Genomic DNA, 21,845 nt, shown 5'->3' on the forward strand with positions numbered 1-21,845 from the left:
CTGTTCAGCATGCGGATGGAGGTAGCTTGCTCGTGTGCCACCTGCTCTCGAAGTCCGAAACCTGCGCAAGACATACCGTTCGGGGTTCACCGCCTTGCATGCCCTGGATCTGGAAATCCCCGACGGCGCGTTCTTCGGATTGTTGGGGCCCAACGGCGCAGGCAAATCCACTCTCATCTCGGCGACCTGCAACCTGCTGCGCCCGACATCGGGTGAGATCCGGATCTTCGGGCACCCGAACAACTCTCGCACCGCGCGCGCACTGGTGGGCCTGGCCGAGCAGGAGGTGAACCTGGATCGCTTCCTGACCAACATCGAGGTGCTCATCTATCACGCCGGCTATTACGGTCTCGGTCGGCGCGAAGCCACCCGGCGCGCACACGAGCTGCTCGAGCTGCTCGGTCTCGCAGACAAGGCGCACGGGCGTCCGCTCTCGTTGTCCGGGGGTATGCAGCGCCGGCTGCTGGTGGCGCGAGCACTGATCCACCGCCCGCGCCTGCTGATTCTCGACGAGCCGACCGCGGGCGTCGACGTCGAACTGCGATCGGACCTGTGGAGTTATATGCGCGATCTGCATCGGATCGGGCACACGATCCTGCTCACCACCCACTACCTGGAGGAAGCCGAGGCGCTGTGCGACGAAGTGGCACTGATCAGAGCGGGCCGCCTGATATCGCGCGACACCGCCGCGGGTTTGCGTGCCGAGTTCGGTGCCACCGACCTGACCGAGGTGTACAACCGGGCGATGGCGGCACCACTGGCGGAGGTGCTCGGTGAGTGAAAGCTGGCTGTCCTCAGCACCACTGACGCCCTACGACCGTCCTTATCTGCCCCAGCGACCGGCGTTCACGTGGCTGCTGCAGCGCGAGATCGTCCGCTACCTGAAAGTCTGGTATTACACCGTCGCCGGTCAGGTCCTTGCGGCGCTGCTCTTCGTCTTCGTCTTCGGGCTGGCGTTGGGCAGTCGCGTCTCGCCGGTGCGCGGGGCGCCCTACGACCAGTTCATCCTTCCGGGACTCGTGGTACTCGCGGTGGTCACGGCCGGCTACATCCAAGGGTCCGCGTCCCTGTTCGAGGCCCGCAAGGACCGCTTCATCAATGCCGTCCTCGCCAGTCCACTGCGCTGGTGGGAAATCAACCTCGCCCTGGTCCTCGGGTCTATCGTGCGCGGGATTCTGATCTCGTCGGCGATCCTGCTCATCGCCATGCCGTTGACCGGTTCGCACATCGCCAGGCCGGGATACACGATCATCGCCTTCGCCGCGGTGCTGATCTTCGTCGCGCAGGCCGGGATGGTCGCCGGGATGTACAACCAGACCCAGGAACATGTCGCGGCCATCCAGGTGCTGATCGTGCAACCGCTGTGCTTCCTGGGTGGTGTGTTCTACTCCGTTCACGATCTGGCACCGACCTGGCGGGCGCTGAGCTACCTCAATCCGGTTTTCTACGCGGTGCAGGCGATGCGCCACGGCATGCTGGGTACCGCAGACATCCCGGCGGGGCCGGCTCTGCTCGCGGTCATCGTCGCCGCCATCGCCGTCGGCGTGTTCCTCGCATCCAAGTTCCGGACCGGGTCCCGCCTCAAGCCGTAGTGCGTTACGCGAACGCCGCCCGTGACCCTGCGCCGGCGTATTCGCGTTTGTAGATCCCCTTGGCCTGCAACAGCGGGATCACCTGGTCGATGAAGTCGGTGAGACCGGTCGGCGTGATCGCGGGGTTGATGTTGAACCCATCGACCGCACCTGCGGTGAACCATTGTTCGATCTCGTCGGCAACGCGCTCGGCCGAACCGACGAAGCGCAGGTGACCGTTGCCCGAGTCGGTGATCCGCAGGATGCCCCGCAGGGTTGCTCCGGCGCCGGCGTGGCTACGCACGATCTCGTGGAAGCTACGCTCACCGGCCAGGCTCTGCACCGGTGGAAGCCGCGTCACCGGGAACGGCTCGTCGAGTTCGATGCCGGTCAGATCGACCTTCAACCGCTCTTCGAGGATTCCGACGGAACGCTCCGGCGGATTCAATGCGCTGATCTCGTCATGCAGTGCGTGCGCCTCGGCGTCGGTGCCGGCCACGATGGGGATGAGCCCGGGCAGCACCTTCACCAGCGGTCCGCTGCGGCCCAACCGCTTCTGAGCGCGATGAAGATCGTCGCGGAACGCTCTGGACTCCGGGATCGTTCGTTGTGCGGTGTAGACAGCATCGGCGTAGGCCGCTGCCAGGCGCCGCCCCGGTGCCGAGGAACCGGACTGGAACACCAGGGGCCGGTCCTGCAGGGGCCTGGGAACATCCAACGCGCCGTGAACCGCGAAGTACCTGCCCCGATGTCCGATCGGGCGGACACTGCCAGGTTTCGACTGCACCCCTGCGTCCTTGTCGACGATCAACGCATCAGCATCCCAGCTGTCCCACAGCTGGTGAAGGACATCGAGGAACTCGTGAGCCCGCTCGTATCGCTCATCGTGTTCCGGTAGCTCGTCGTAGCCGAAGTTGCGCGCCGCATCCAATGATCCGGAGGTGACGATGTTGACGCCGGCGCGCCCACCGCTGAGGTGGTCCAGGGTCGCGATCTGCCGAGCCACGTTGTAGGGGTGGTTGAACGTCGACGAGAGGGTCGCGATCAAACCGATATGGTTCGTTGTCGGCGCCAGCGCCGACAACAGCGCGACGGGTTCCAGCGGCGAGAACAACGTCGTCCAGTCATTACTCCTGGCGGCCGGGGTGTTCGCGACGAACAGACCGTCGAACAGGCCCCGCTCCGAGGTCCGGGCGTACTCCTGGTAATAGCTCAGGTCCAGTGCCCGTTGTGGCGTCGCGTCGGGATGGCGCCATCCCCCCTGCGTGAATCCGATCGCGCGAATCACCGAGTTCAGCACCAGTTCCGCCATCCGTCATGTCCCTCCGTCGACCAGGTCGCCCAATCAGGCTGTCCGCCCGTCTGCCGCGGAACAACACCGGACGACTACGGGAACGCTTCAGTGCTCCTTAACCAATCACGTAGTCCCAATGCGTTGGTTACCCGACGACCGGCCGCGAAACTGTCCAACGTGACGAGTCGATGTTGTGATGCCTGCGTCCGGTGACCCGCCCGGAAGCGTCCGTCCGTCGTCGTCACACCCAGAAAGCCCGTACATGACCAACTTCCTCGATCGCCGCGCATTCCTGGGGTTCGGCGCCGTAATGCTCGGATCCGGTCTGCTTGCCGCGTGCAGTCCCGGAGCACAACCGAATCGAGCAGCGTTCGGACCCACAGGACCGGCCGGAGATCCGGTTCGCGGTGGAACACTGACGTTTTCGGACACCGAATCGGTGACCAGCTGGCAGGCGCAGAAGCTCGGTACCTACAGCGCGGGGAACCTGACGTTCCACACCAACGTGTTCCTGCTCTATTTCGACCCGTACCAGAAGAAGCTGCAGCCATGGGTCGCGGAATCGTGGACCAAGAATGACGAGAACACCCGGTTCAGCTTCAAGATCCGCAAGGGCATCACGTTCAGCGACGGCACCCAGCTGACCCCGCAGATCGTCGCCCAGAACTACGAGCTCTTCGGCCGCGGCAACGAGAAACTGCGGATCCCGGTGCACCCGCAGATCTCCCGCGGCTACGACCACGTCGAAGTCGACGGCGACACCGTGACGGTGGTGCTGTCCAAACCCAACCAGCAATTCCTCGTCGACACCACGCGGCTGAACTCCCCCATTCTCGGTGCGAAGACCATCGGATTGGAGCTCGAAGAGGCCGGCCGGCCCGAAAACCATGTTGGTGCCGGCCCGTTCGTGTTTAAGTCGCAGGTACCCAACCAGTCCGCCGTCCTGAAGCGTCGGACCGGCTATAGGTGGGCACCCGCCAGTTCGCCGAATCAGGGCGAAGCCTATCTCGACGAGATCGTCTGGAAGGTTCTGCCCGAAAGCGGTTTGCGTACCGGTGCTTTGACCTCCAACCAGGTGGACGTGGCCCGTGGAATCCAGCCGTCCGACGAGGCGACGATCCAGGCCGCGGGGTATCAGCTGCTGCTCTACCGTCCACCGCTGGGCACATCGAACTACGCGGGCCTTCGGGTCGACAACGAGTTCACCAGCGATCCCCTGGTGCGCCGAGCACTGGTGCTGGGCATCGACCGGGAGGGCCTGACCCGCGACGCGCTCACGCCGAGCTATCCCCCACCGATCTCGATACTGAATGTCAACAACGCCAACGTGATCGATGTGGCCGGAGAGTTCTCCTATGACCCGGACAAGGCCCGCGATCTGTTGGAGCAGGCAGGCTGGCAGCAGAGTTCCGACGGAATCCGCGAAAAGGGCGGCAAGCAGCTTCATCTGACGGTTCCGCAAAGTGCCCAGCAGGTGGCGCTGGGCCCCGCCTGGGAGTACATCGCGCAGCAGTGGCGCAAGGAACTCGGCATCGTGCTGGACGTGCGCAACGATCCGTCGTTCGCCGCCGCGGCGAACAATGACGTGAATGTCCCGATCATGGTCAGCCGAACTTCGATCATCTCGCTAGGACAGAGCTTCGGCGGTGAGGGCAACGTCGCATTGCTCGGATCTGCGCCGGAGCTCACCGCGCTCTACACCCGTGAGCTCGAGGCCCGCGACGATGCCGAGTTCAAAGCTGTTCAGGCCGAACAACAGAAGGCTCTGGTCAAAGGGTCCTATGTCATCGCTTACTTCGAAGAGGCGCAGACGTTCGGGGCCTCGCCCAAGGTGCACGTGACGTTCCAGACACAGACATATCCGGACTTCTACAACGCCTGGAAAGCCGGATGACGGCGATTCCGGACGTTCGGACGGCATTCGGCCGCGGCCGGGGCACGCTTGCCGGCTGGGGTACTCCCGGGTCGCGCCGGGTCGTCCAGTACCTCGCCGGTCGCGTCACGCAGGCCGTGGTGGTGCTGTGGTTGGCCTACACCCTGACATTCATCGCGATCACCCTGTTGCCGTCCAACCCGATCGAGATGTTCGCCGCGGACGACACCGGGGTGATCGACCCGCAGACCGTGGCGCAGATGAAGCTGTACTACGGCTACGACCACGGTGTCCTGCAGCGGTACTTCATCGAGTTGAGCCAGGTAGCGCGCGGAGGCCTCGGCTACTCGATGAGCACCGGCCAGACAGTGACACAGGCGATCGGCGACGCCGCACTGCCCACGTTGCGACTGGCGTTCACCGCGTTCGTCGTCGCCGTACTCATCGCCGGGACGATCGTGTCGACCGCGGCGCTGGCGAACCGGCGCTGGTTGCGCTCATCGGTCGTGGTTCTGCCTCCGCTGTTCGCCGCGGCCCCGGTGTTCTGGGTGGGCATCGTGGTGCTGAACGTCCTGTCGTTCCGGCTCGGCTGGATCTCGGCATTCCCCGACGGCACGTTCTGGTCGATTCTGGTGCCCTCACTGGTACTGGGGCTGCCGCTGTCGGCCGCGATGGCACAGGTGTTGCTCAAAAGCGTGGACACCGTGCTGGAAAGCGACTTCATCGACGTGGTGCGCGCGAAAGGCGCAGGCAAGCACTGGGTGTTCTGGCGACATGTGGTCCGTAACGCCGCGGGTCCCGGGTTGACGGTGGCGGGCACGGTGCTGGGCACCCTGGTGGGCGGCACCGTGGTCACCGAAACCGTGTTCGCCAGGGCAGGAATCGGGCGCGTACTGCAGACCGCGGTGTCCCAGCAGGATGTTTCGCTGGTGCAGGGCTTCATTCTGATCATCGCAGGGGTCTACGTCGTGGTGAACCTGCTGATCGACCTGCTCTACCCCGCGCTGGACCGGCGGATTCTGCTGAGCACCGGTGAGGCACGATCATGACGACAACGCTCACCCCATCGGTACCGCGACCGGCGAACCCCGACCGGATTCGGTTCAACCCCAGTGGTATTGCCACTACCCTGGCCGTGTTGGTGCTCGTGTCCGTCGCGCTCTGGACGCTCTTCCCGTCGTGGTTCACCAGCCACGACCCACTCATCGGTGAGGGCGCCCGGAGGTTCCTGCCGCCGAGCCTCGACCACTGGTTCGGTACCGACCGAGCCGGTAGGGACACGTTCACCCGCGTGGTGCACGGCACCCGCAACACGGTGTACGGCGCCGTGATCGGGACCTCGATCGGGCTCGTCGTCGGCACGCTCCTCGGCGTGACCGCAGGCGTGCTCCGTGGAGCCGTCGACGCGGTCATCATGCGACTGGTCGACGTCCTGCTGGCACTGCCGGGATTCCTGCTGGCGCTGTGCATCGTCGCGGCATTCGGTCCCGGGACCACCCATGTCGCCATCGGTGTCGGCATCGCCGCCGTGGCCCCTTTCGCACGGGTGGCCCGCGGGGAGGCACTACGCGTGGTCCAGCTCGAATATATCGACGCCGCACGGGTTTCCGGGGCAGGGCCGACAGCGGTGCTGTTCCGTCATGTCCTGCCGAACTCGGCGGGACCCATCGTGGCCCTGATTCCCACCGAACTCGGGGCGACGATTCTCAACATCGCGGGCCTGGGATTCCTCGGTTATGGCGCACCACCACCCACACCGGAGTGGGGCACCCTGCTCTCGGAGGGCCGGGACTACCTCGCCAACGCCTGGTGGCTGACGACCCTGCCCGGGATCGTCGTGTTGATCGCGGTGCTGGCGGTGTCCCGCGCCGGCCGGCTGCTACAGCGCCGCTTCAGGATCTGACGAGGAGTATTCGATGACCACCACCCTGCCGGCCGCCGCCGAGGACACCGCCCAGTCCGCCACCCCTCCGGTGCTCGAGATCCAGAACCTGACCGTCTCGTACCGCGGAGGTGCCCAGGCCGCGGTGCGCGGAGTCAACCTCACCATCCGGCCCGGCGAAGTCGTCGCTGTGATCGGTGAATCCGGTTCGGGCAAATCGACTTTGAGCAAGGCCGCCATCGGCCTGCTGCCCAGCAGTGCACGGATCGACAGCGGATCCATCCGGGTGGCAGGCCATGAGCTCACCAGGATGAGCGAACGGGAGGTGGTCAAGCTCCGGGGCAAGGTGGTCGCGCTGGTCCCCCAGGATCCGGCGACATCGCTGGATCCCGTGCAGCCGATCGGCCGCCAGCTCATGGAGGTCTTCCGGCTGCATCCCGGTGGAAAGCGGTTGTCGCGGGATGAATTACGGGCCAAGGCTGTCGAGCTGCTCGATGTGGTCGGCATCGATCACCCCGAGCAGCGCCTGCGCCAGTACCCCCATGAACTGTCGGGGGGCATGAAGCAACGGGTACTCATCGCCGTCGCATTCGGGCTGCACCCCACACTCCTGATCGCCGACGAACCCACGTCGGCTCTCGACGTCACCGTGCAGAAGCAGGTGCTCGAGGTCTTCGACCGGCTCACCGGGCAGACGGGAGTGGCCGTCCTGTTCGTGACACACAACCTCGCGGTGGCCTCTGATCACGCCACCAGGGCGATCGTGATGCGCAACGGCGAGGTACTCGACAACGGACCGATCGACGACCTGGTGTTGCGGCCGGAACACGGCTACACCCGCCAACTCATCAGCAGCGCTTTCGGTCTCGGCGATCGCGGTGCACGGGTTTCCCGCGCTGCCGCCGCGCCTGCGGATCCCGTCGTCGAGGTGAAGGGTCTGGCGAAGGTCTTCACCCACGGCCCCAACGGGCATTTCAAGGCCGTCGACGACGTCACCTTCAACCTCACCCGCAACAGCACCTTCGCGCTGGTCGGCGAGTCCGGATCGGGAAAATCCACCACGGCCCGCCTGATCCTCGGGCTCACCCGCCCGGACTCTGGTCAGGTAAGCATCGAGGGCACGAACACCACCGGCCTGCGGCGACAGGCCAGACGCGACGTATGGCGAAAAATCCAGCTGGTGCAACAGAACCCACAGGTTGCGTTGGATCCACGGCTCACCGTCGAACAGATCATCGACGAGCCGCTGCGGTCGTTCGGACTGGGTGATCGCACTGACCGCCGGCGACGGGTCGCCGAACTGCTAGATCAGGTGGGTCTGGCGGGCTCCTTTGCGACCCGTAAACCCCGTGAGCTGTCCGGCGGCCAGCAGCAACGGGTGGCGATCGCCCGGGCGCTGGCACCTCGATCTCCCATCGTGGTGCTCGACGAAGCGCTGTCCGCGCTCGATGTCGTAACCCAGCGCCGCATTCTCGACCTGCTGCACGACGTCCAGCGAGAGCTCCAACTGACGTACCTGTTCATCTCCCACGACCTCGATCTGGTGCGCTCGATCTCCGATCACGTCGCGGTGATGCGACGCGGCAGGGTCGTCGAAACAGGGCCCACTGAAAGGATCTTCGACGAGCCTGGTTCTGAGTACACTCGCGCGCTGCTCGACGCCGCCCCCGGGCACCGGCTGCGTAACCAGCTCGCGCAGCTGACGTCGTAGGTAGGGTCGCGTTGGTTTGGCTCAGGGGCGCTGCAACTCGATGACCGGGATCAGGCGTTTCGTCTTGCGTTGATAATCACCGAACTGGGGCTGCACCACAGTCTGCCTGGCATAGACATCGTCGCGCTCTGCCCCGGCGAGCACCCGGGCGGTTACGGGGAAGCTCTCGGTCCCGAGCTCGACGACGGTATCGGGATGGGCCACCAGATTGTGGTACCAGTCCGGGTTCGTGTCGGCACCGCCCTTGCTGGCGAAAATGAAGATCCGGTCACCATCCAGCAACGGCACGAGAGGCGCGATCCGTTCAGTTCCGGACTTGGCGCCGGTGTGGTGGACCAGCACCAGAGGCTTGCCCTCGAACACGCCGCCTGCCTTGCCGCCTGACTCGTGGAACTCACGGATCACGGTGCGGTTCATCTCGTCGAAGTCGATAGCGTCTGCCATGTCAACAGTTCCTTGCTTGTCTTGATGAGTCCCTTGCTACCAACCAACCGATGACGCCATAGATTCCGTGAAAAGCCGGCGCCTCACGCACTCTTAAGTTGTTGTCAACGGTTCACGTAGCCCCACCACGTTGTTCGATGTCGGGCAGGCCGAGACACTCGGATCGTGACCACGTCCGAGCACCGGCGATTGTTCTTGAGCGTCGCCGTCAACAGCACCGGATCCGCCGCCCGGTCCTGGACCTGGCCCGGGACGAGGTGGAATCGGTTCAGCGATTGGGATCACTACCTGCGCTCGGCCCAATTGGCGCACGACGGTGTCTTCGACATCGTCTTCGTCTCCGACCATCCCGCGCTACAGCGGGACAATTCCGCGCGTCCGCTGCACAGCTTCGACCCGACGGTGTTGTTCTCGGCGATCGCCGCGACGGTACCCGATATCGGGTTCCTGCTCACTGCCTCCTCGTCCTACAACTCCCCCTACAACCTCGCACGCCGCCTCGCGACCCTGGACCACATCTCCGGCGGACGGGTGATCTGGAATGTGGTGTCCAGTTTCAACCCGGACATCGCGGCGAACTTCTCTGCAGCCCCGCTGCCGGCGCGGAACGAGCGATACCGCCGGGCCGACGAATTCCTTGAAGTGGTCAAAGAGCTTTGGCTCAGTTGGGATACTCCGCAGGGCCCGGCACCGTCCGATTTGGTGTGGAATGAGACGACCGCCCGCCGCATCGATCATCACGGCGAGTTCTTCGACGTGGCGGGCCCGTTGAACGTGCCGATCGGGCCCCAGGGCCACCCGGTGATCTCCCAAGCCGGTGCATCACAGGCTGGAGTCGATCTCGCCGCCAAACACGCCGACATCGTCTACGCCTCGCTGCTGCACAAACAAGCGGCTTTCGATTACCGGGCTCAGCTGCGCGCCCGGGCCACCCACCACGGTCGGGGTCACGACGAGATCCGCCTGATGCCCGGGCTGACCGTGATCGTCGGCGACACCCGCGAGGAGGCCTACCGCAAGCACGAAGCCCTTCACGGATTCAACGGCGAGGACGGCCTGATCGCGGACTTCTTCAAGCGCGCAGCGCTGTTCGACATCCCAGACCGCCTCGACCCGGACCGACCGCTCGATCCGAATCTGTTCTCCTACAACGAAGATCAGACCCGGCCCGTGGGCTTCGTACGGTCGTTCGCAGAGCTGACCGCCGCCGAGGAAGTCACCCCACGACAATTGGTGCGGCGCGTCGAGGGCGGGCACCGGCTGGCGATCGGCACTCCCGAAGAGGTGGCGGCAACCATTCTGGAGTGGTGGAGCGAGGGCGCTGTCGACGGCTTCAACATCCATATCCCGGTGCTGCCGGAGGGCATCGCAGAGTTCAACCGCGACGTGATTCCGCTCTTGCAGGCATCAGGCGCCTTTCCCACCGCCTACGACGGCTCCACGATCCGCGAACGACTCGGTTTGCGCGATCCCCGGCCCGCAACCGGCGCATCCGTCGTCGCCTGACCCGGCACCGGCAGACCACCGAAAGGCACACGTGTCCGCAGCATTTCAGTCCAGCTTGGCCCAGTTCCGCCGGATCTTCGATCAATTGGCGGGCAAGGCCGGCGAGCGGCATCAAACCCATGAATCGGTCCACGAGGAGATTCAGGCGCTCGCCGCGGCCGGTTTCGGGCGGTTGCGTGTTCCGGTCGAGCACGGCGGGTTCGGCGTCGACCTACCGACGCTGTTCGAGCTGCTCGCCGAGGCGGGCCGGGCCGATTCCAACGTGCCACAGATTCTGCGCGGCCATTTCACCACGGTCGAGATTCTCCGGCAATCCCCGTCGGCCGAACTCCGGACGCGCTGGTTACGCCGAATTGCCAACGGCGCGATCTTCGGCAATGCACAATCCGAACCGGCGGCCGAGAGCCCAGACTTCCTGCCCACGACCCGGCTGCACCGGGTCGGCGGCCGCCCGGTGATCTCTGGAGTGAAGTACTACTCGACCGGAGCCCTCTACGCCGACTACATCCGCGTAGCGGCAACCGTGGACGACCCCGGTGACACCGCCAATGACGGCAAGGTCACCTTCGCGATCGTGGCAGCCCGCGACGCGGGCGTCACCCACGACGACGACTGGGACGGAATCGGGCAGCGCCTTACCGGAAGCGGTACAACGCATTTCGATACAGTTCCGGTTCAGGACAACGGCGATCTGGGCCGTTCCAAAGAGCATCTGCGCTCGATTCAGGCATTCGTGCAACTCGTGCACCTGGCCAACCTCGCCGGCATCGCACGCAATGTCGTCGACGACGCGGCCGCGTTGATCAGGTCACGTGTCCGCACCAACCTGCATGCACTGTCAGAACGCCCCACCGACGATCCCGAGGTGCTTGCCGTCCTCGGCCACCTCTACCGCCACGCGCAGACCGCCGATTCGCTGCTGGTCTCGGTCGCCGCGAGCCTGGAACGCGCGAACCAGGTGGCCGCGGCCGGGTTGGATGCCGAGGAGGACTATGCGCGGAACTTCATCGACGTGTCGGCGGCGCAGGTCACGATCATCGAGGCGGTGCTCGACGCCGGTGCCCGGATCTTCAACGCCGGCGGAGCATCGACGATCCGTGAGGGCACAAGTCTGGACCGGCACTGGCGGAATGCGCGAACCCTGGCCTCCCACAACCCGGTCGTCTACAAACCGAGGATCATCGGGGACTTCATTCTGAACGGAACCACCCCGAAGTCCAACTATGACCGTGAGCGCGCTGCGACGACCACGAACATCTCCGGATGAGCAGCCGATACCCGGTCCCGGTGTTCACTGATGCGAATTTCGCTTCCCCTCAATACAACCGATCGTCACCGCGATCCACACAGCGAAGGATGGCCATGCGCCGAGGGTACAAACTGATGGCCGGTGCCGTGCTGGTGGCCCTGCTGCTGGCCGGCTGCTCCTCAAAACAGCAACACGCGGCAAGTTCCGGCCCCACCGGCGGGCCGACTCCTGGTGGAACGCTGACCTTCTCCGACGTCCAGTTCGTCACCGATGCATTGAGCACCAATTACACGACCGCCAACCTGCTGTTCCAGGTGGTCGACCGACTCGTCTATCTCGATCCCAAGACCGGCGAGGTGCAGGGCTGGCTGGCGGGTGAGTTCTCCCGCAACGAGGACGCCACGCAATACACCTTCGCAATCCGCGACGGCGTCACGTTCAGTGACGGGACACCGCTGACTGCCGATGTGGTGAAGGCGAATTTCGACCAACTCGGCAAGGGAGATCCGAGCAAGAAGATCCCACCGTTCAGCGATTTCGTCGGTTACGACCACAGCGCGGTGAACGGCAACACCATCACGGTTTTCCTCAGCGAGCCCAACAGCAATTTCTACCGGGTCGCGGCCAACGGTCGGGCCGCGATCCGCGGATTGAAGACGTTGGCACTCGACTACGACGGCCAGGCCAAGATCGAGAACGTCGTCGGCTCAGGGCCTTTCATCTACGAATCGCAGACACCCGACCAGGAAGTGGTCCTCAAGAAGCGCCCGGACTACGCCTGGCCACCGACGTCCTCACCCAACCAGGGCGCGGCCTACCTCGACAAACTCGTCGTACGGGTCATCGGCGAGCCCGGCCTGCGGGCCGGCGCCGTGCAGTCCAAACAGGTCGACCTGGCCCGCGGAATCCAGCCGACCGACGAACCGGTGCTGCATCAGGGCGGCCTCCAGGTGATCCCCGTCGCAGCACCGGTGCTGACCGCCAACATCGTCGGCTTCAGGATCAACAACGATCTGGTGAGTGACCAGCGGGTGCGCCGCGCCCTGCAACTTGGCATCGACCGCCAAGCCGTGGTCGACACCGTGCTGTCACCCAGCTATCACGCCGCCGATTCCGTTCTCGGACACGATGACCCGCTGTTCTCCGACGAAAGCGCCGGCCTCGACTACGACCCTGAGAAGGCGGCGAGCCTGCTCGATGAGGCCGGCTGGAAGGTCGGTAACGACGGCATCCGCGAGAAAGACGGCAAGAAGCTCAACCTCACCCTCGCCGCATCCAACCAGAGTGTGGTGTTCCGGCCGGCGTTCGAGTTCATCGAATCGGGTTGGCGGAAACTCGGCGTCGCACTACAAAACCGGGCCGGTGACACCACGTTGTTCAACGCCGCCAACGCCGACGGATCGACTCCCTTGCTGGGCACCCGCACCGGATACAACAACGGCCTGGGCCTGTTGTTCGGACGCGATAACGGCAACTTGACGTTCGCCAAGGACGATGAGCTCATCTCCCTGTCCAAAGAGGAGCTGCGGGCGACCGATGCGGCCCAGGTCAAGGACGCCGTCGGGCGGATCCAGAAGAAGGTCATCGAGGACCAGCTGGCATTGATCCTCTGGGATGAGGTGCAGGTGCACGCCGCCGCGCCGAACGTGCACGTCGAGTTCACCAACTACACCGAGCCGCTGTTCCAGAGCGCCTGGAAGAACTGACCGCACAGGGATACCCAGCCGTGATCAAATACGCCGCCGCCCGAATCGGCCAGTCAGTCCTGGTACTACTGCTGGCTTTCACCGTGATCTTCTGGGGTGTCAGCATCCTGCCTACCGACCCGGTGTCGATATTCGTCGCGAAAGGCGACGGTTACTTCAACCCGGACATCGTCGCGCAGGTCAAGGAGTTCTATGGCTATGACCGGCCGGTCTACGTGCAGTACTTCTCACAACTCGATCAGCTGCTGCACGGCCAGTTCGGGTTCTCACTGTCCAGTGGGCAGTCGGTCACCGACCGGATCGGCAGCGTGATCGGCGAGACGCTCAAGCTGGCCGCGACAGCCACCGTACTGGCGCTCGTGTTCGCGCTGGGGATTCTGCTGGTGTCCTCGACCACCCGGTTCGGCTGGCTGCGGACCTTCATCCGCAGCATTCCCCCACTGTTCAGTGCCGTTCCGACATTCTGGCTGGGGCTGGTCATCCTGCAGATCTTCTCGGTTCAGCTCGGCTTGTTCTCGTTGTTCCCGGATGGATCCCTTGCCTCGCTCCTGGTTCCCGCGGTGGTCCTCGCCGTGCCGATCTCAGCACCGATCGCGCAGGTGCTGCTGAAGAATGCCGAAGCGACGCTTGCCCTTCCGCACATCAACACCGCACGCGCCAAGGGCGGCAGCCCGGCCTGGGTGGTACGCAAACACGTGCTGAAGAACGCAGCCGGTCCCGCACTGACGGTCACGGCGACCACCATCGGCGCACTACTCGGCGGTTCGGTGGTCACCGAGACCGTGTTCTCGCGGTCCGGCTTGGGCACCGTGCTGTTGCAGGCGGTGTCCAACCAGGACATTTCCCTGATTCAGGGCCTGGTGCTGCTCACGACCTTCGTCATCGTCGGGGTCAACCTCCTGGTGGACCTGATCTACCCGATCCTCGACCCCCGCGTCACCAAATTGCAGCGACAGGGCTTCAACACCCGGTTGGGAAGGTTCGCGTGACTGCCGATGTCTCGTCTCCCCCACATACACTTCAACCGAAAGCCGTATGGACCAAGTCCCTCTCGGTGATCACAGCGGCGCCGTGGTCGGCGCGCCTATCCGGCGCGATACTGATCCTCGTCGCCGTATGGGCCATTGCTCCTGGACTGTTCACCAACCAGGACCCGCTCAACGGCAATCGCCTGGAGAAGTTCCAGCCGCCAAGCTGGGCACACTGGTTCGGCACCGATCATCTCGGCCGGGACGTGCTGACCCGCGTCATCTATGGCACCTCGCACACGATCCTCACCGCGGGCCTGGCGGTGGCCGTCGGTCTGGTCGTCGGCAGCATTGTCGGCATCATCGCGGGCGTTGCGGGACCGTTCGCCGACGCCGTCGGAATGCGGTTCAGCGACGTGCTGTTGTCGCTGCCCGGGTTCCTGGTGTCGGTGTGGATCGTCACGGCCTACGGCGCCGGCCCACTGTCGGTAGGCATCGGTGTCGGCATCGGATCGATCGCCATATTCGCCAGGGTGTTTCGCGCCGAGGTGATGCGGGTGCGAGCACTCGACTATGTGGAAGCGGCGTTCCTGTCGGGCGAGAGCCGATGGTCGGTGATCCGGCGTCACATCGTCCCCAACGCCGTCGGTGCGGTGGTGGCTCTGGCCGTCATCGACCTGAGTGCCGCGATTCTCGCGATCTCGGCGCTGGGCTACCTCGGGTACAGCGCCCCGCCGCCCACACCGGAGTGGGGCCTGCTGGTCGCCGAGGGACGCAGCTATCTCGCCACCGCCTGGTGGCTGACCTCCCTGCCCGGCGCGGTCATCCTCGTGGTCATCGTCGCTCTCGGCGTGGTCAGCAGACGCGTCCTGAAGTCCAACAACATCTGACCAGGAGTATCCGACATGTCTGAACCCCTGCTCGAATTGTCCGACCTCACTGTGACGTATCCGGGCGATAGCGCTGTCGCCGAGCCCAAGGTCGCTCTCGACCACATCGACCTGAGCCTGTCCGCGGGTGAGTTCGTCGCCGTCGTCGGCGAATCAGGTTCAGGAAAAACGACACTGGCCAACACCGTGATCGGATTGCTGCCCGCCACGGCGACGGTGAGCGCCACAAGGCTCACCCTCCGCGGCAGCAGCACCCTCGGCCTGACCGAGCGTGAGTGGAGTCGTATCAGAGGCACGACCGTCGGATTGGTTCCCCAAGACCCTGGTGCGTCACTGAATCCGGTGCGCACCATCGGATCCCAGATCGGCGAGATCTTCGACCTCAAGGGAGAGAAGCCCAGCCGACGTGAGCGCAGGCAGCGCTGCATCGACTTGCTCGAACAGGTGGAGATCGACCATCCCGAGCGCCGCCTGAACCAGTACCCCGGGGAACTCTCGGGCGGCATGCGCCAACGGGTGCTCATCGCGATCGCGTTCGGGCTGAACCCCGCACTGCTCGTGGCCGACGAGCCGACGTCGGCCCTCGACGTGACGGTGCAGAGTCAGATCCTGCGGGTGTTCGACCGCCTGGTGGCCGAACACGGCACCACTGTCCTGTTCGTCACCCACGACATCGGTGTCGCCACCGACCACGCATCGCGAGTGGTGGTGATGCGCAACGGCACAATCGTCGAGGACGCCCCGGTCGATGACATCATCGACCGGCCCAAGTCGGATTACACAGCCACCCTGATGCGCCGTATCTCGACCGTGTCGCGCCCGTCCGCGGCACCCGAGCGGTCGGAGGCCGAGGAGGTCATCCGCGTCACCGACGTGTCCAAGGATTTCCGGATCAGCCGCCGCAACCGGCACACCGCGGTCGACGACGTGAGCCTGGTGGTCCGGCGCGGCGAGACAGTGGCGCTGGTCGGCGAATCGGGATCGGGCAAGTCGACGACCGCCAAGTTGATCATCGGCCTGACCAAGCCCACGCGCGGGTCGGTCGAGGTGCTCGGTCGCGACGTCACCAAACTCGATCACCGGGCACGCCGTTCACACTGGAAGAACATCCAATTCGTGTACCAGAACCCCGATTCCGCGTTGGATCCGCGCTGGACGGTGAGCGAGATCCTCGAAAGCCCCCTGCACTCCTACCATCTGGGAGACCGCGCCGGTCGCGCACAGCGGGTCGCCGCGGTGCTCGACAACGTCCACCTCACCCGCGAGAAACTCGCACGGCGCACCGGCGAACTCTCAGGTGGCGAACGTCAACGGGTTGCGATCGCCAGGGCGCTTGTGGTGCAACCAGAGATCATCCTGCTCGACGAACCGCTGTCAGCACTCGATGTCGTGACGCAGGAGCAGATCCTGCGTCTGCTGCTCGAACTACAGGACAGCCTCGGGCTGACGTATCTGTTCATCTCACATGACCTGTCGGTGGTGCAGCAGGTGTCGCACCGCGTCGTCGTACTGAAGTCAGGACAGGTGGTGGAAACCGGCGATACCGCGACCGTGTTCTCCTCGCCCACGTCGCCCTACACCCGAACCCTCATCGACGCGGTGCCCGGCCGCCGTCTCGCCCAGTTGGCCCTGGCCTCATGAAACGGCACGGCCGTGTTGTCACAGACCGCTCCGCCCGATGACCGAACCCGGTCATCTCCACCTCAACCTGAACCTGCTGGCCACCGGTCGCCACGATCACGCCTGGCGTTCACAGGCCGATGTCGTCGACCCCGTCGACATCTCGCACTATCGCGAGATCGCCGGCATCGCCGAACGTGGTCTGTTCGACTCGCTGTTCCTCGCCGACAGTCTGGCGTTGGAGGGCGAGGCGTACCGCCGGCCGTGGCGCGCATTCGACCCGATCGTCTTGTTCACCGCGCTGTCACAGGCAACCGAGCGAATCGGGTTGATCGCCACGGTGAACGCGCTGTTCACCGAACCGTTCACCATCGCGCGACAAGTGTCGAGCCTGGACCACATCAGTGGCGGACGTGCAGGCTGGAACATCGTCACCAGCCTGAATCCCGCAGCGCAGGCGAACTATTCGCAGGTGGCCGCGATCGGCCACGACGACCGCTACCGCAAGGCGCACGAAGCGGTACAGGTGGTGCACGCCTTGTGGGAGAGCTTCGAACCCGGCGCCATGCGTCGAGACCCGCTGGCAGGCATCTACCTGGATGCCGACAAGGTCCATCCGATCGACCACACCGGAGAGTTCTTCTCGGTGACCGGCCCGTTCGTGCTTCCGCCGACGCCCCAGGGGCGTCCGGTCATCGTGCAGGCCGGCGACTCCGAACAGTTGCGCGCCATGGCCGGTCAATGGGCGGATGCGATCTTCACAGTCCAGCAAGACATCCGGTCAGCAAGTCAGTTCGCCCGAGACGCCAAACGGCGCGCGCGCAAGAAGGGCCGCTCCCCCGACGACCTGAAGATTCTGCCCGGCTTGTACGTGGTGACGGCCGGCACGGAGACCGAAGCACTGGCCCGTAAGGCCGAGATCGACGCCCACGTCGATGTGGTCTCCGAACGTGAGCTGCTGGCTCAACGTATCGGCGCAGACCCCGAGATGCTGATCCTCGACAAACCGGTTCCCGCCGCTGTCCTCGACGCCCCGCGCGCCGCCAGATCGGTGAGCCCCGCGTTCGCCAGAGCTCTTGTCGCACAATCGCAAAATGAGAACCTGACGGTACGCGACCTGTTGACCCGCAATCCGGGCGGGCATCGCTATCTGGTGGGCTCACCCGAATCCATCGCAGACAATCTGGAGTTGTGGTTCCGTGAACGCGCCGCCGACGGATTCAACCTGAACATCGATCGGCTACCGGACGGGCTGACAGCGTTCGTGGACCATGTAGTGCCGATCCTGCAGCGGCGCGGCATTTTTCGCCGCGAGTACACCGGGTCGACGTTGCGCGATCACCTCGCCGGCTGAGCTCAAAGACACCACATCACCGTGTGGTTTCACGCTGAGTGAGGTAAACGGTTGTTCCCGTCAACGGCTGTTTCTAGGGTCGGCACCATGACCCGCCCGCGGCTGATCCTCAACGCGTTCACCATGAACACCGCCACTCACGTCTCCTACGGGTCGTGGCGAAACCCACAGACCCGCAGCCTCGAATTCGATCAGCTCGATGTCTGGGTCGATCTGGTCAAGTTGCTCGAACGGGGCAAGTTCGACTCGGTGTTCTTCGCCGACGTCGTCGGCCTCTACGACGACTACCGCGGCGGGTGGGATACCTATCTGCGCGAAGGCCTGCAGATCCCCAATCACGATCCGTCCGCGATCGTCTCGGCCCTCGCCCTGTCCACCGAACACCTCGGCCTGGTGATCACGAGTTCGGTGCTGCAGGACCATCCGTTCTCGTTCGCCCGCAAGATCTCCACCCTCGATCACGCATCGAAGGGACGCATCGGCTGGAACGTCGTCACCAGCGCGCTGCAGAACTCGGCGCGCAATTTCGGGCTGACCGAACGCGAGGAACACGACGAGCGCTACCAGTGGGCCGAGGAGTACACCGAGGTCGTCTACAAGCTGTGGGAAGGATCGTGGGAGGACGGAGCGCTGGTGCGGGACCGGCGGAGCGGCATCCACGCCGACCCGGACAAGGTGCACAAGATTCATCACGCAGGCAAGCGCTACCGGGTGGAGGGACCCCATCTGAGTTTCCCGTCGCCGCAACGCACACCGGTGATCTTCCAGGCCGGCACCTCCACCGCCGGACGGACATTCGCCGCGCGCCACGCCGAGGGCGTGTTCATCAACGCGGCCTCGCCCAAGGGCGCCGCCGTTGTCATCGACGACACCCGTGACCGTGCCGTGGCGGCCGGGCGCCGGCGCGAGGACATCAAGTTCTTCCAGGGCCTGTCGTTCGTGGTCGGATCCACCGAGGCCGAGGCGCGGACGCGGGCGACCGAACTCGACGAATACCTGAGCGTCGACGGTCTGATCGCGCACCGCAGTGGCGGCATCGGCGTGGATCTGGGCGGGCTTGACCACCACACCCCCATCGGTGATCTGGCCCCGACCATTCAGGGCACCCGCAGCACCATCGAGGCGCTCATCGCCGCGGCGCCCCCGGGCACCAATCCGACCATCGCCGACCTGGTCCGACAGCAGCAGGAGTCCACCCGGATCGTCGGCACTCCCGAGCAGATCGCCGATGCGCTCGAAGAGTGGCAGGACGCCGGGGTCGACGGGGTGAACATCCGCTACATCACCACACCGGGCACCTTCGAGGATTTCATCGACCACGTGGTGCCCGAACTGCAGGCCCGCGGCCTGGCCCAGACCGAATACACACCAGGAACCTTGCGGGACAAGCTCTTCGGCGAGGGCCCGGCCCTGCCCGAGCGGCATCCGGCCCGGCATTGGCGGGGCAAGTTCGGCTCGGCGCAGGCGGGACGCTCGTCAAACGCGGTCAGCGCGTAGCCGCGGTCCACGCAACCGGCAGATGTTTGACACCGTGCACGAACGCCGAACGCAGGATTGCCGGTTCACCGATCGCCACGATGTCGGGAACCTGGCGACGCAGTTCGTCGAAGGCCACCCGGATCTCCCGGCGAGCGAGGTTGGCTCCCAGGCAGAAGTGCACTCCGCCGCCCCCGTATCCGACATGCGGATTGGGGTCTCGCAACACGTCGAACCGCCATGGGTCGGCGAAGGTCTGCTCGTCCCGATTGGCCGAGTTGTACCACATCGAGACCTTGTCGCCCGCTTTCATCTGAACGCCGCTGCGCTCCACGTCCTCGGTGAGCGTGCGCCGCATGAAGATGATCGGTGACGCCCACCGCACGATCTCCTCGACGGCAGTCGGCGTCACCCGGTCGAAGTCGTCCCACCACGTGGCACGTTCGTCGGGATAGCGGCTCAGCGCCACCATCCCGTGGCTGATCGCATTGCGGGTCGTGTCGTTGCCCGCTGCCGTCAGCAGGATGAAGAACGACGCGATCTCATTGGACGACAGTCGTTCTCCGTCGACTTCGGCCTCGATCAGGCTGGTTGTCAGGTCGTTGGCGGGATGCTCGCGGCGCTGTTCGGCCAGGGCGACGCCATAACCGGCGAGTTCGGTGGCCACCTGCAGATACTCGCCGTACTCGGCAGTGGACACCTCGTCGTCGCCGGCCCCCATCAGCACCGAGGTCCAGTGGAAGAGCTTGGCCCGGTCTTCTTCGGGAACGCCCATCATGTCGCAGATGATCTGTAGTGGCAGTGGCGAAGCCACCTCGTCGACGAAGTCCGCGGTGCCATCCGGATGTGCGTCGACCATCTCCGCCACCAGGCGATGCGCACGGTCCCGCACGCTCTGCTCGATCCGCGCGATCACCTTGGGCGTGAACGCCCGGTTGACGATGCACCGCAGCCGGGTGTGGCGAGGGTCGTCCAGCGTGATCATCGACCCGAAGAACTCGGCGATATCGGCGGGGACCTCGTTGAGCGATGTGCTGGTCGGACTTGAGCTGAACAGCTCGGGGTGCCGGCTGGCGAAGTGCACGTCCTCGTAGCGGGTCAGTGCCCAGTGCCCGGCGCCGGCGGGGAATCCGGCGAAGTCCGCCACTCCGAAAAATGAGACGGGCGCATCGTGACGAAGTGTGGCGAAAGCCCCGTCACGCGCGTCGTCGTCACGCCCCCAGAAGTCGAGCGTTCCCAGGTCGATGTCGGCAAGTGGCACCGACGGTGGCGCTGCGCCATTGCTGCGGTGGGCGATGCCGGTGATTGCTGTCATCGTGGTCCTCCCCGACGTCCTACCCGCAGTGTGACACCCATCACAGCAACGGTCCAGCATTGTGAGCCCAATAGTGCTGCAGCTATTGGCGTTCGCAATCAGTTCGCCGGGCCGCCGCGATCTCGTCGCTGGTCGTCAACCACGCATCAGGTTGCGCGGCAAGATACTCCAGAACCTGCTCGAGGTACTTGTGCCGGAACGGTTGCCCGATCACGAACGGGTGCAACGCCAACGCCATCACCCGGCCGCTCTCGGCCGAATCCGCACGCAGCTGCTCGTACTGGTCGATCACCATCTGCACGAACTCGCTTCCGGTGAAGCCCTTTCCGAAGATCAGGAGGTCGTTGAGTTCCACCGAGTACGGCACACTGAGCATGCCGGGAACGGTCAGCGGGTAGGGCTGGTCATCGTTGGTCCAGTCGAGGACATAGTGAAAACCGATCTCGGCCAACAGTTCCGGAGTGTGCGCCGTTTCGGTCAGGCCGGGGCCCATCCACCCGCGTGGGCGCCGGCCCGTCGCGCCGGCGATGTCGTCGGCGATCTCGGCGAGAATCCGGCGCTCCTCGTCGACCTCGAACCCGGTGTGCAGGATCGAGTTGGTCTGCCCGTGCGCCAGCCACGTCCAGTTCCGTTCCACACCGGCGGCCACGATCTGCGGATGGTGCCTGATGACAGCCGAATTGAGCAGCACACTGGGACGGATGCCGTGCCGGTCGAGAGCCTCGATCGTGCGCCAGATCCCCACTCGGGCGCCGTAATCCCGCCAGCCGTAGTTGAGCGCATCGGGAGTCAGCTCCGCGGTACCCGGCCAGATGCTCGTCGAGGGTCGATCGGGGAGGAAGTGCTCGACGTTGAGCCCGATGTACACCGCGACTCGCGCGCCGCCGGGCCAATGGATCGGCGCGCGTTCGGTGATCGGGCTGTAAGTGAACGGTGGCTGCAACGTGGTCATGACGAACGGTAGGAGGTGACATCAATGTCAGGGT

At 64.9% G+C, this 21,845-nt stretch carries 18 protein-coding genes; 14 read left to right on the forward strand and 4 right to left on the reverse strand.

Annotated features, from left to right (window positions below; all coding sequences use genetic code 11):
• Positions 1 to 34 precede the first annotated feature (34 nt).
• Positions 35 to 781, forward strand: coding sequence for an ABC transporter ATP-binding protein (locus ACNQVK_RS22675; protein WP_418031309.1), 747 nt, complete (start codon positions 35 to 37; stop codon positions 779 to 781).
• Positions 774 to 1,592, forward strand: a complete 819-nt coding sequence (locus tag ACNQVK_RS22680; protein ID WP_418031310.1) for an ABC transporter permease — start codon at positions 774 to 776, stop codon at positions 1,590 to 1,592. Before ACNQVK_RS22675 ends, ACNQVK_RS22680 begins: the two co-directional genes overlap by 8 nt.
• Positions 1,593 to 1,596: 4 nt before the next feature.
• Here the strand turns inward: ACNQVK_RS22680 and ACNQVK_RS22685 are convergent, their stop codons facing one another.
• A complete protein-coding gene (locus ACNQVK_RS22685; protein WP_418031311.1) occupies positions 1,597 to 2,883 on the reverse strand; it encodes an NtaA/DmoA family FMN-dependent monooxygenase in 1,287 nt (428 codons plus the stop codon).
• Positions 2,884 to 3,127: 244 nt separating this feature from the next.
• Between ACNQVK_RS22685 and ACNQVK_RS22690 the strand changes: the two genes are divergently transcribed.
• Genes ACNQVK_RS22690 through ACNQVK_RS22705 form a run of 4 tightly spaced genes read left to right on the forward strand, consistent with a single transcriptional unit; the run spans position 3,128 to position 8,331 of the window.
• Positions 3,128 to 4,759, forward strand: coding sequence for an ABC transporter substrate-binding protein (locus tag ACNQVK_RS22690; RefSeq protein WP_418031312.1), 1,632 nt, complete (start codon positions 3,128 to 3,130; stop codon positions 4,757 to 4,759).
• The gene (locus tag ACNQVK_RS22695) at positions 4,756 to 5,787 is read left to right on the forward strand and encodes an ABC transporter permease (RefSeq protein WP_418031313.1); all 1,032 of its coding nucleotides are present in this window, start codon (positions 4,756 to 4,758) and stop codon (positions 5,785 to 5,787) included. The genes ACNQVK_RS22690 and ACNQVK_RS22695 overlap by 4 nt, the downstream gene beginning before the upstream one ends.
• On the forward strand, positions 5,784 to 6,641 hold the full coding sequence (locus ACNQVK_RS22700; RefSeq protein ID WP_418031314.1) for an ABC transporter permease: 858 nt from the start codon (positions 5,784 to 5,786) through the stop codon (positions 6,639 to 6,641). The genes ACNQVK_RS22695 and ACNQVK_RS22700 overlap by 4 nt, the downstream gene beginning before the upstream one ends.
• A 13-nt stretch (positions 6,642 to 6,654) precedes the next feature.
• On the forward strand, positions 6,655 to 8,331 hold the full coding sequence (locus ACNQVK_RS22705) for a dipeptide ABC transporter ATP-binding protein (protein ID WP_418031315.1): 1,677 nt from the start codon (positions 6,655 to 6,657) through the stop codon (positions 8,329 to 8,331).
• Positions 8,332 to 8,352: 21 nt separating this feature from the next.
• Here the strand turns inward: ACNQVK_RS22705 and ACNQVK_RS22710 are convergent, their stop codons facing one another.
• A complete protein-coding gene (locus tag ACNQVK_RS22710) occupies positions 8,353 to 8,775 on the reverse strand; it encodes a nitroreductase family deazaflavin-dependent oxidoreductase (RefSeq protein WP_418031316.1) in 423 nt (140 codons plus the stop codon).
• Between the two features lie 165 nt (positions 8,776 to 8,940).
• Between ACNQVK_RS22710 and ACNQVK_RS22715 the strand changes: the two genes are divergently transcribed.
• The 8 genes from ACNQVK_RS22715 (at position 8,941) to ACNQVK_RS22750 (ending at position 19,565) form a co-directional block, all read left to right on the forward strand.
• Positions 8,941 to 10,281, forward strand: a complete 1,341-nt coding sequence (locus ACNQVK_RS22715; RefSeq protein ID WP_418031317.1) for an NtaA/DmoA family FMN-dependent monooxygenase — start codon at positions 8,941 to 8,943, stop codon at positions 10,279 to 10,281.
• 31 nt (positions 10,282 to 10,312) lie between these two features.
• Positions 10,313 to 11,548 (forward strand): acyl-CoA dehydrogenase family protein, encoded by a 1,236-nt coding sequence (locus tag ACNQVK_RS22720; RefSeq protein ID WP_418031318.1) that lies wholly within the window; start codon positions 10,313 to 10,315, stop codon positions 11,546 to 11,548.
• A 95-nt stretch (positions 11,549 to 11,643) separates the two neighbouring features.
• Positions 11,644 to 13,236 carry an ABC transporter substrate-binding protein gene (locus ACNQVK_RS22725; RefSeq protein ID WP_418031319.1) on the forward strand — a complete coding sequence of 531 codons (1,593 nt, stop codon included), beginning with the start codon at positions 11,644 to 11,646 and terminating at the stop codon, positions 13,234 to 13,236.
• 20 nt (positions 13,237 to 13,256) lie between these two features.
• Positions 13,257 to 14,225: an ABC transporter permease gene (locus tag ACNQVK_RS22730; RefSeq protein WP_418031320.1), complete on the forward strand. Its 969-nt coding sequence runs from the start codon at positions 13,257 to 13,259 to the stop codon at positions 14,223 to 14,225.
• A 65-nt stretch (positions 14,226 to 14,290) separates the two neighbouring features.
• Positions 14,291 to 15,094, forward strand: coding sequence for an ABC transporter permease (locus tag ACNQVK_RS22735; protein WP_418031321.1), 804 nt, complete (start codon positions 14,291 to 14,293; stop codon positions 15,092 to 15,094).
• Positions 15,095 to 15,109: 15 nt separating this feature from the next.
• Entirely contained in the window at positions 15,110 to 16,735 is a 1,626-nt protein-coding gene (locus ACNQVK_RS22740) for an ABC transporter ATP-binding protein (RefSeq protein ID WP_418031322.1), read from the forward strand.
• Positions 16,736 to 16,772: 37 nt separating this feature from the next.
• A complete protein-coding gene (locus ACNQVK_RS22745; protein WP_418031323.1) occupies positions 16,773 to 18,068 on the forward strand; it encodes an NtaA/DmoA family FMN-dependent monooxygenase in 1,296 nt (431 codons plus the stop codon).
• 87 nt (positions 18,069 to 18,155) lie between these two features.
• Positions 18,156 to 19,565, forward strand: coding sequence for an LLM class flavin-dependent oxidoreductase (locus ACNQVK_RS22750; RefSeq protein ID WP_418031324.1), 1,410 nt, complete (start codon positions 18,156 to 18,158; stop codon positions 19,563 to 19,565).
• Here ACNQVK_RS22750 and ACNQVK_RS22755 read toward each other — a convergent pair.
• Both ACNQVK_RS22755 and ACNQVK_RS22760 read right to left on the reverse strand, forming a co-directional pair.
• On the reverse strand, positions 19,555 to 20,859 hold the full coding sequence (locus tag ACNQVK_RS22755) for a cytochrome P450 (RefSeq protein WP_418031325.1): 1,305 nt from the start codon (positions 20,857 to 20,859) through the stop codon (positions 19,555 to 19,557). The two genes, ACNQVK_RS22750 and ACNQVK_RS22755, sit on opposite strands and share 11 nt — an antisense overlap.
• A gap of 82 nt (positions 20,860 to 20,941) precedes the next feature.
• Positions 20,942 to 21,811, reverse strand: a complete 870-nt coding sequence (locus tag ACNQVK_RS22760; protein ID WP_418031326.1) for a polysaccharide deacetylase family protein — start codon at positions 21,809 to 21,811, stop codon at positions 20,942 to 20,944.
• Positions 21,812 to 21,845 lie beyond the last annotated feature (34 nt).

Source organism: Mycobacterium sp. 134 (genome assembly GCF_048282715.1).
GTDB classification, from domain to species: domain Bacteria; phylum Actinomycetota; class Actinomycetes; order Mycobacteriales; family Mycobacteriaceae; genus Mycobacterium; species Mycobacterium septicum.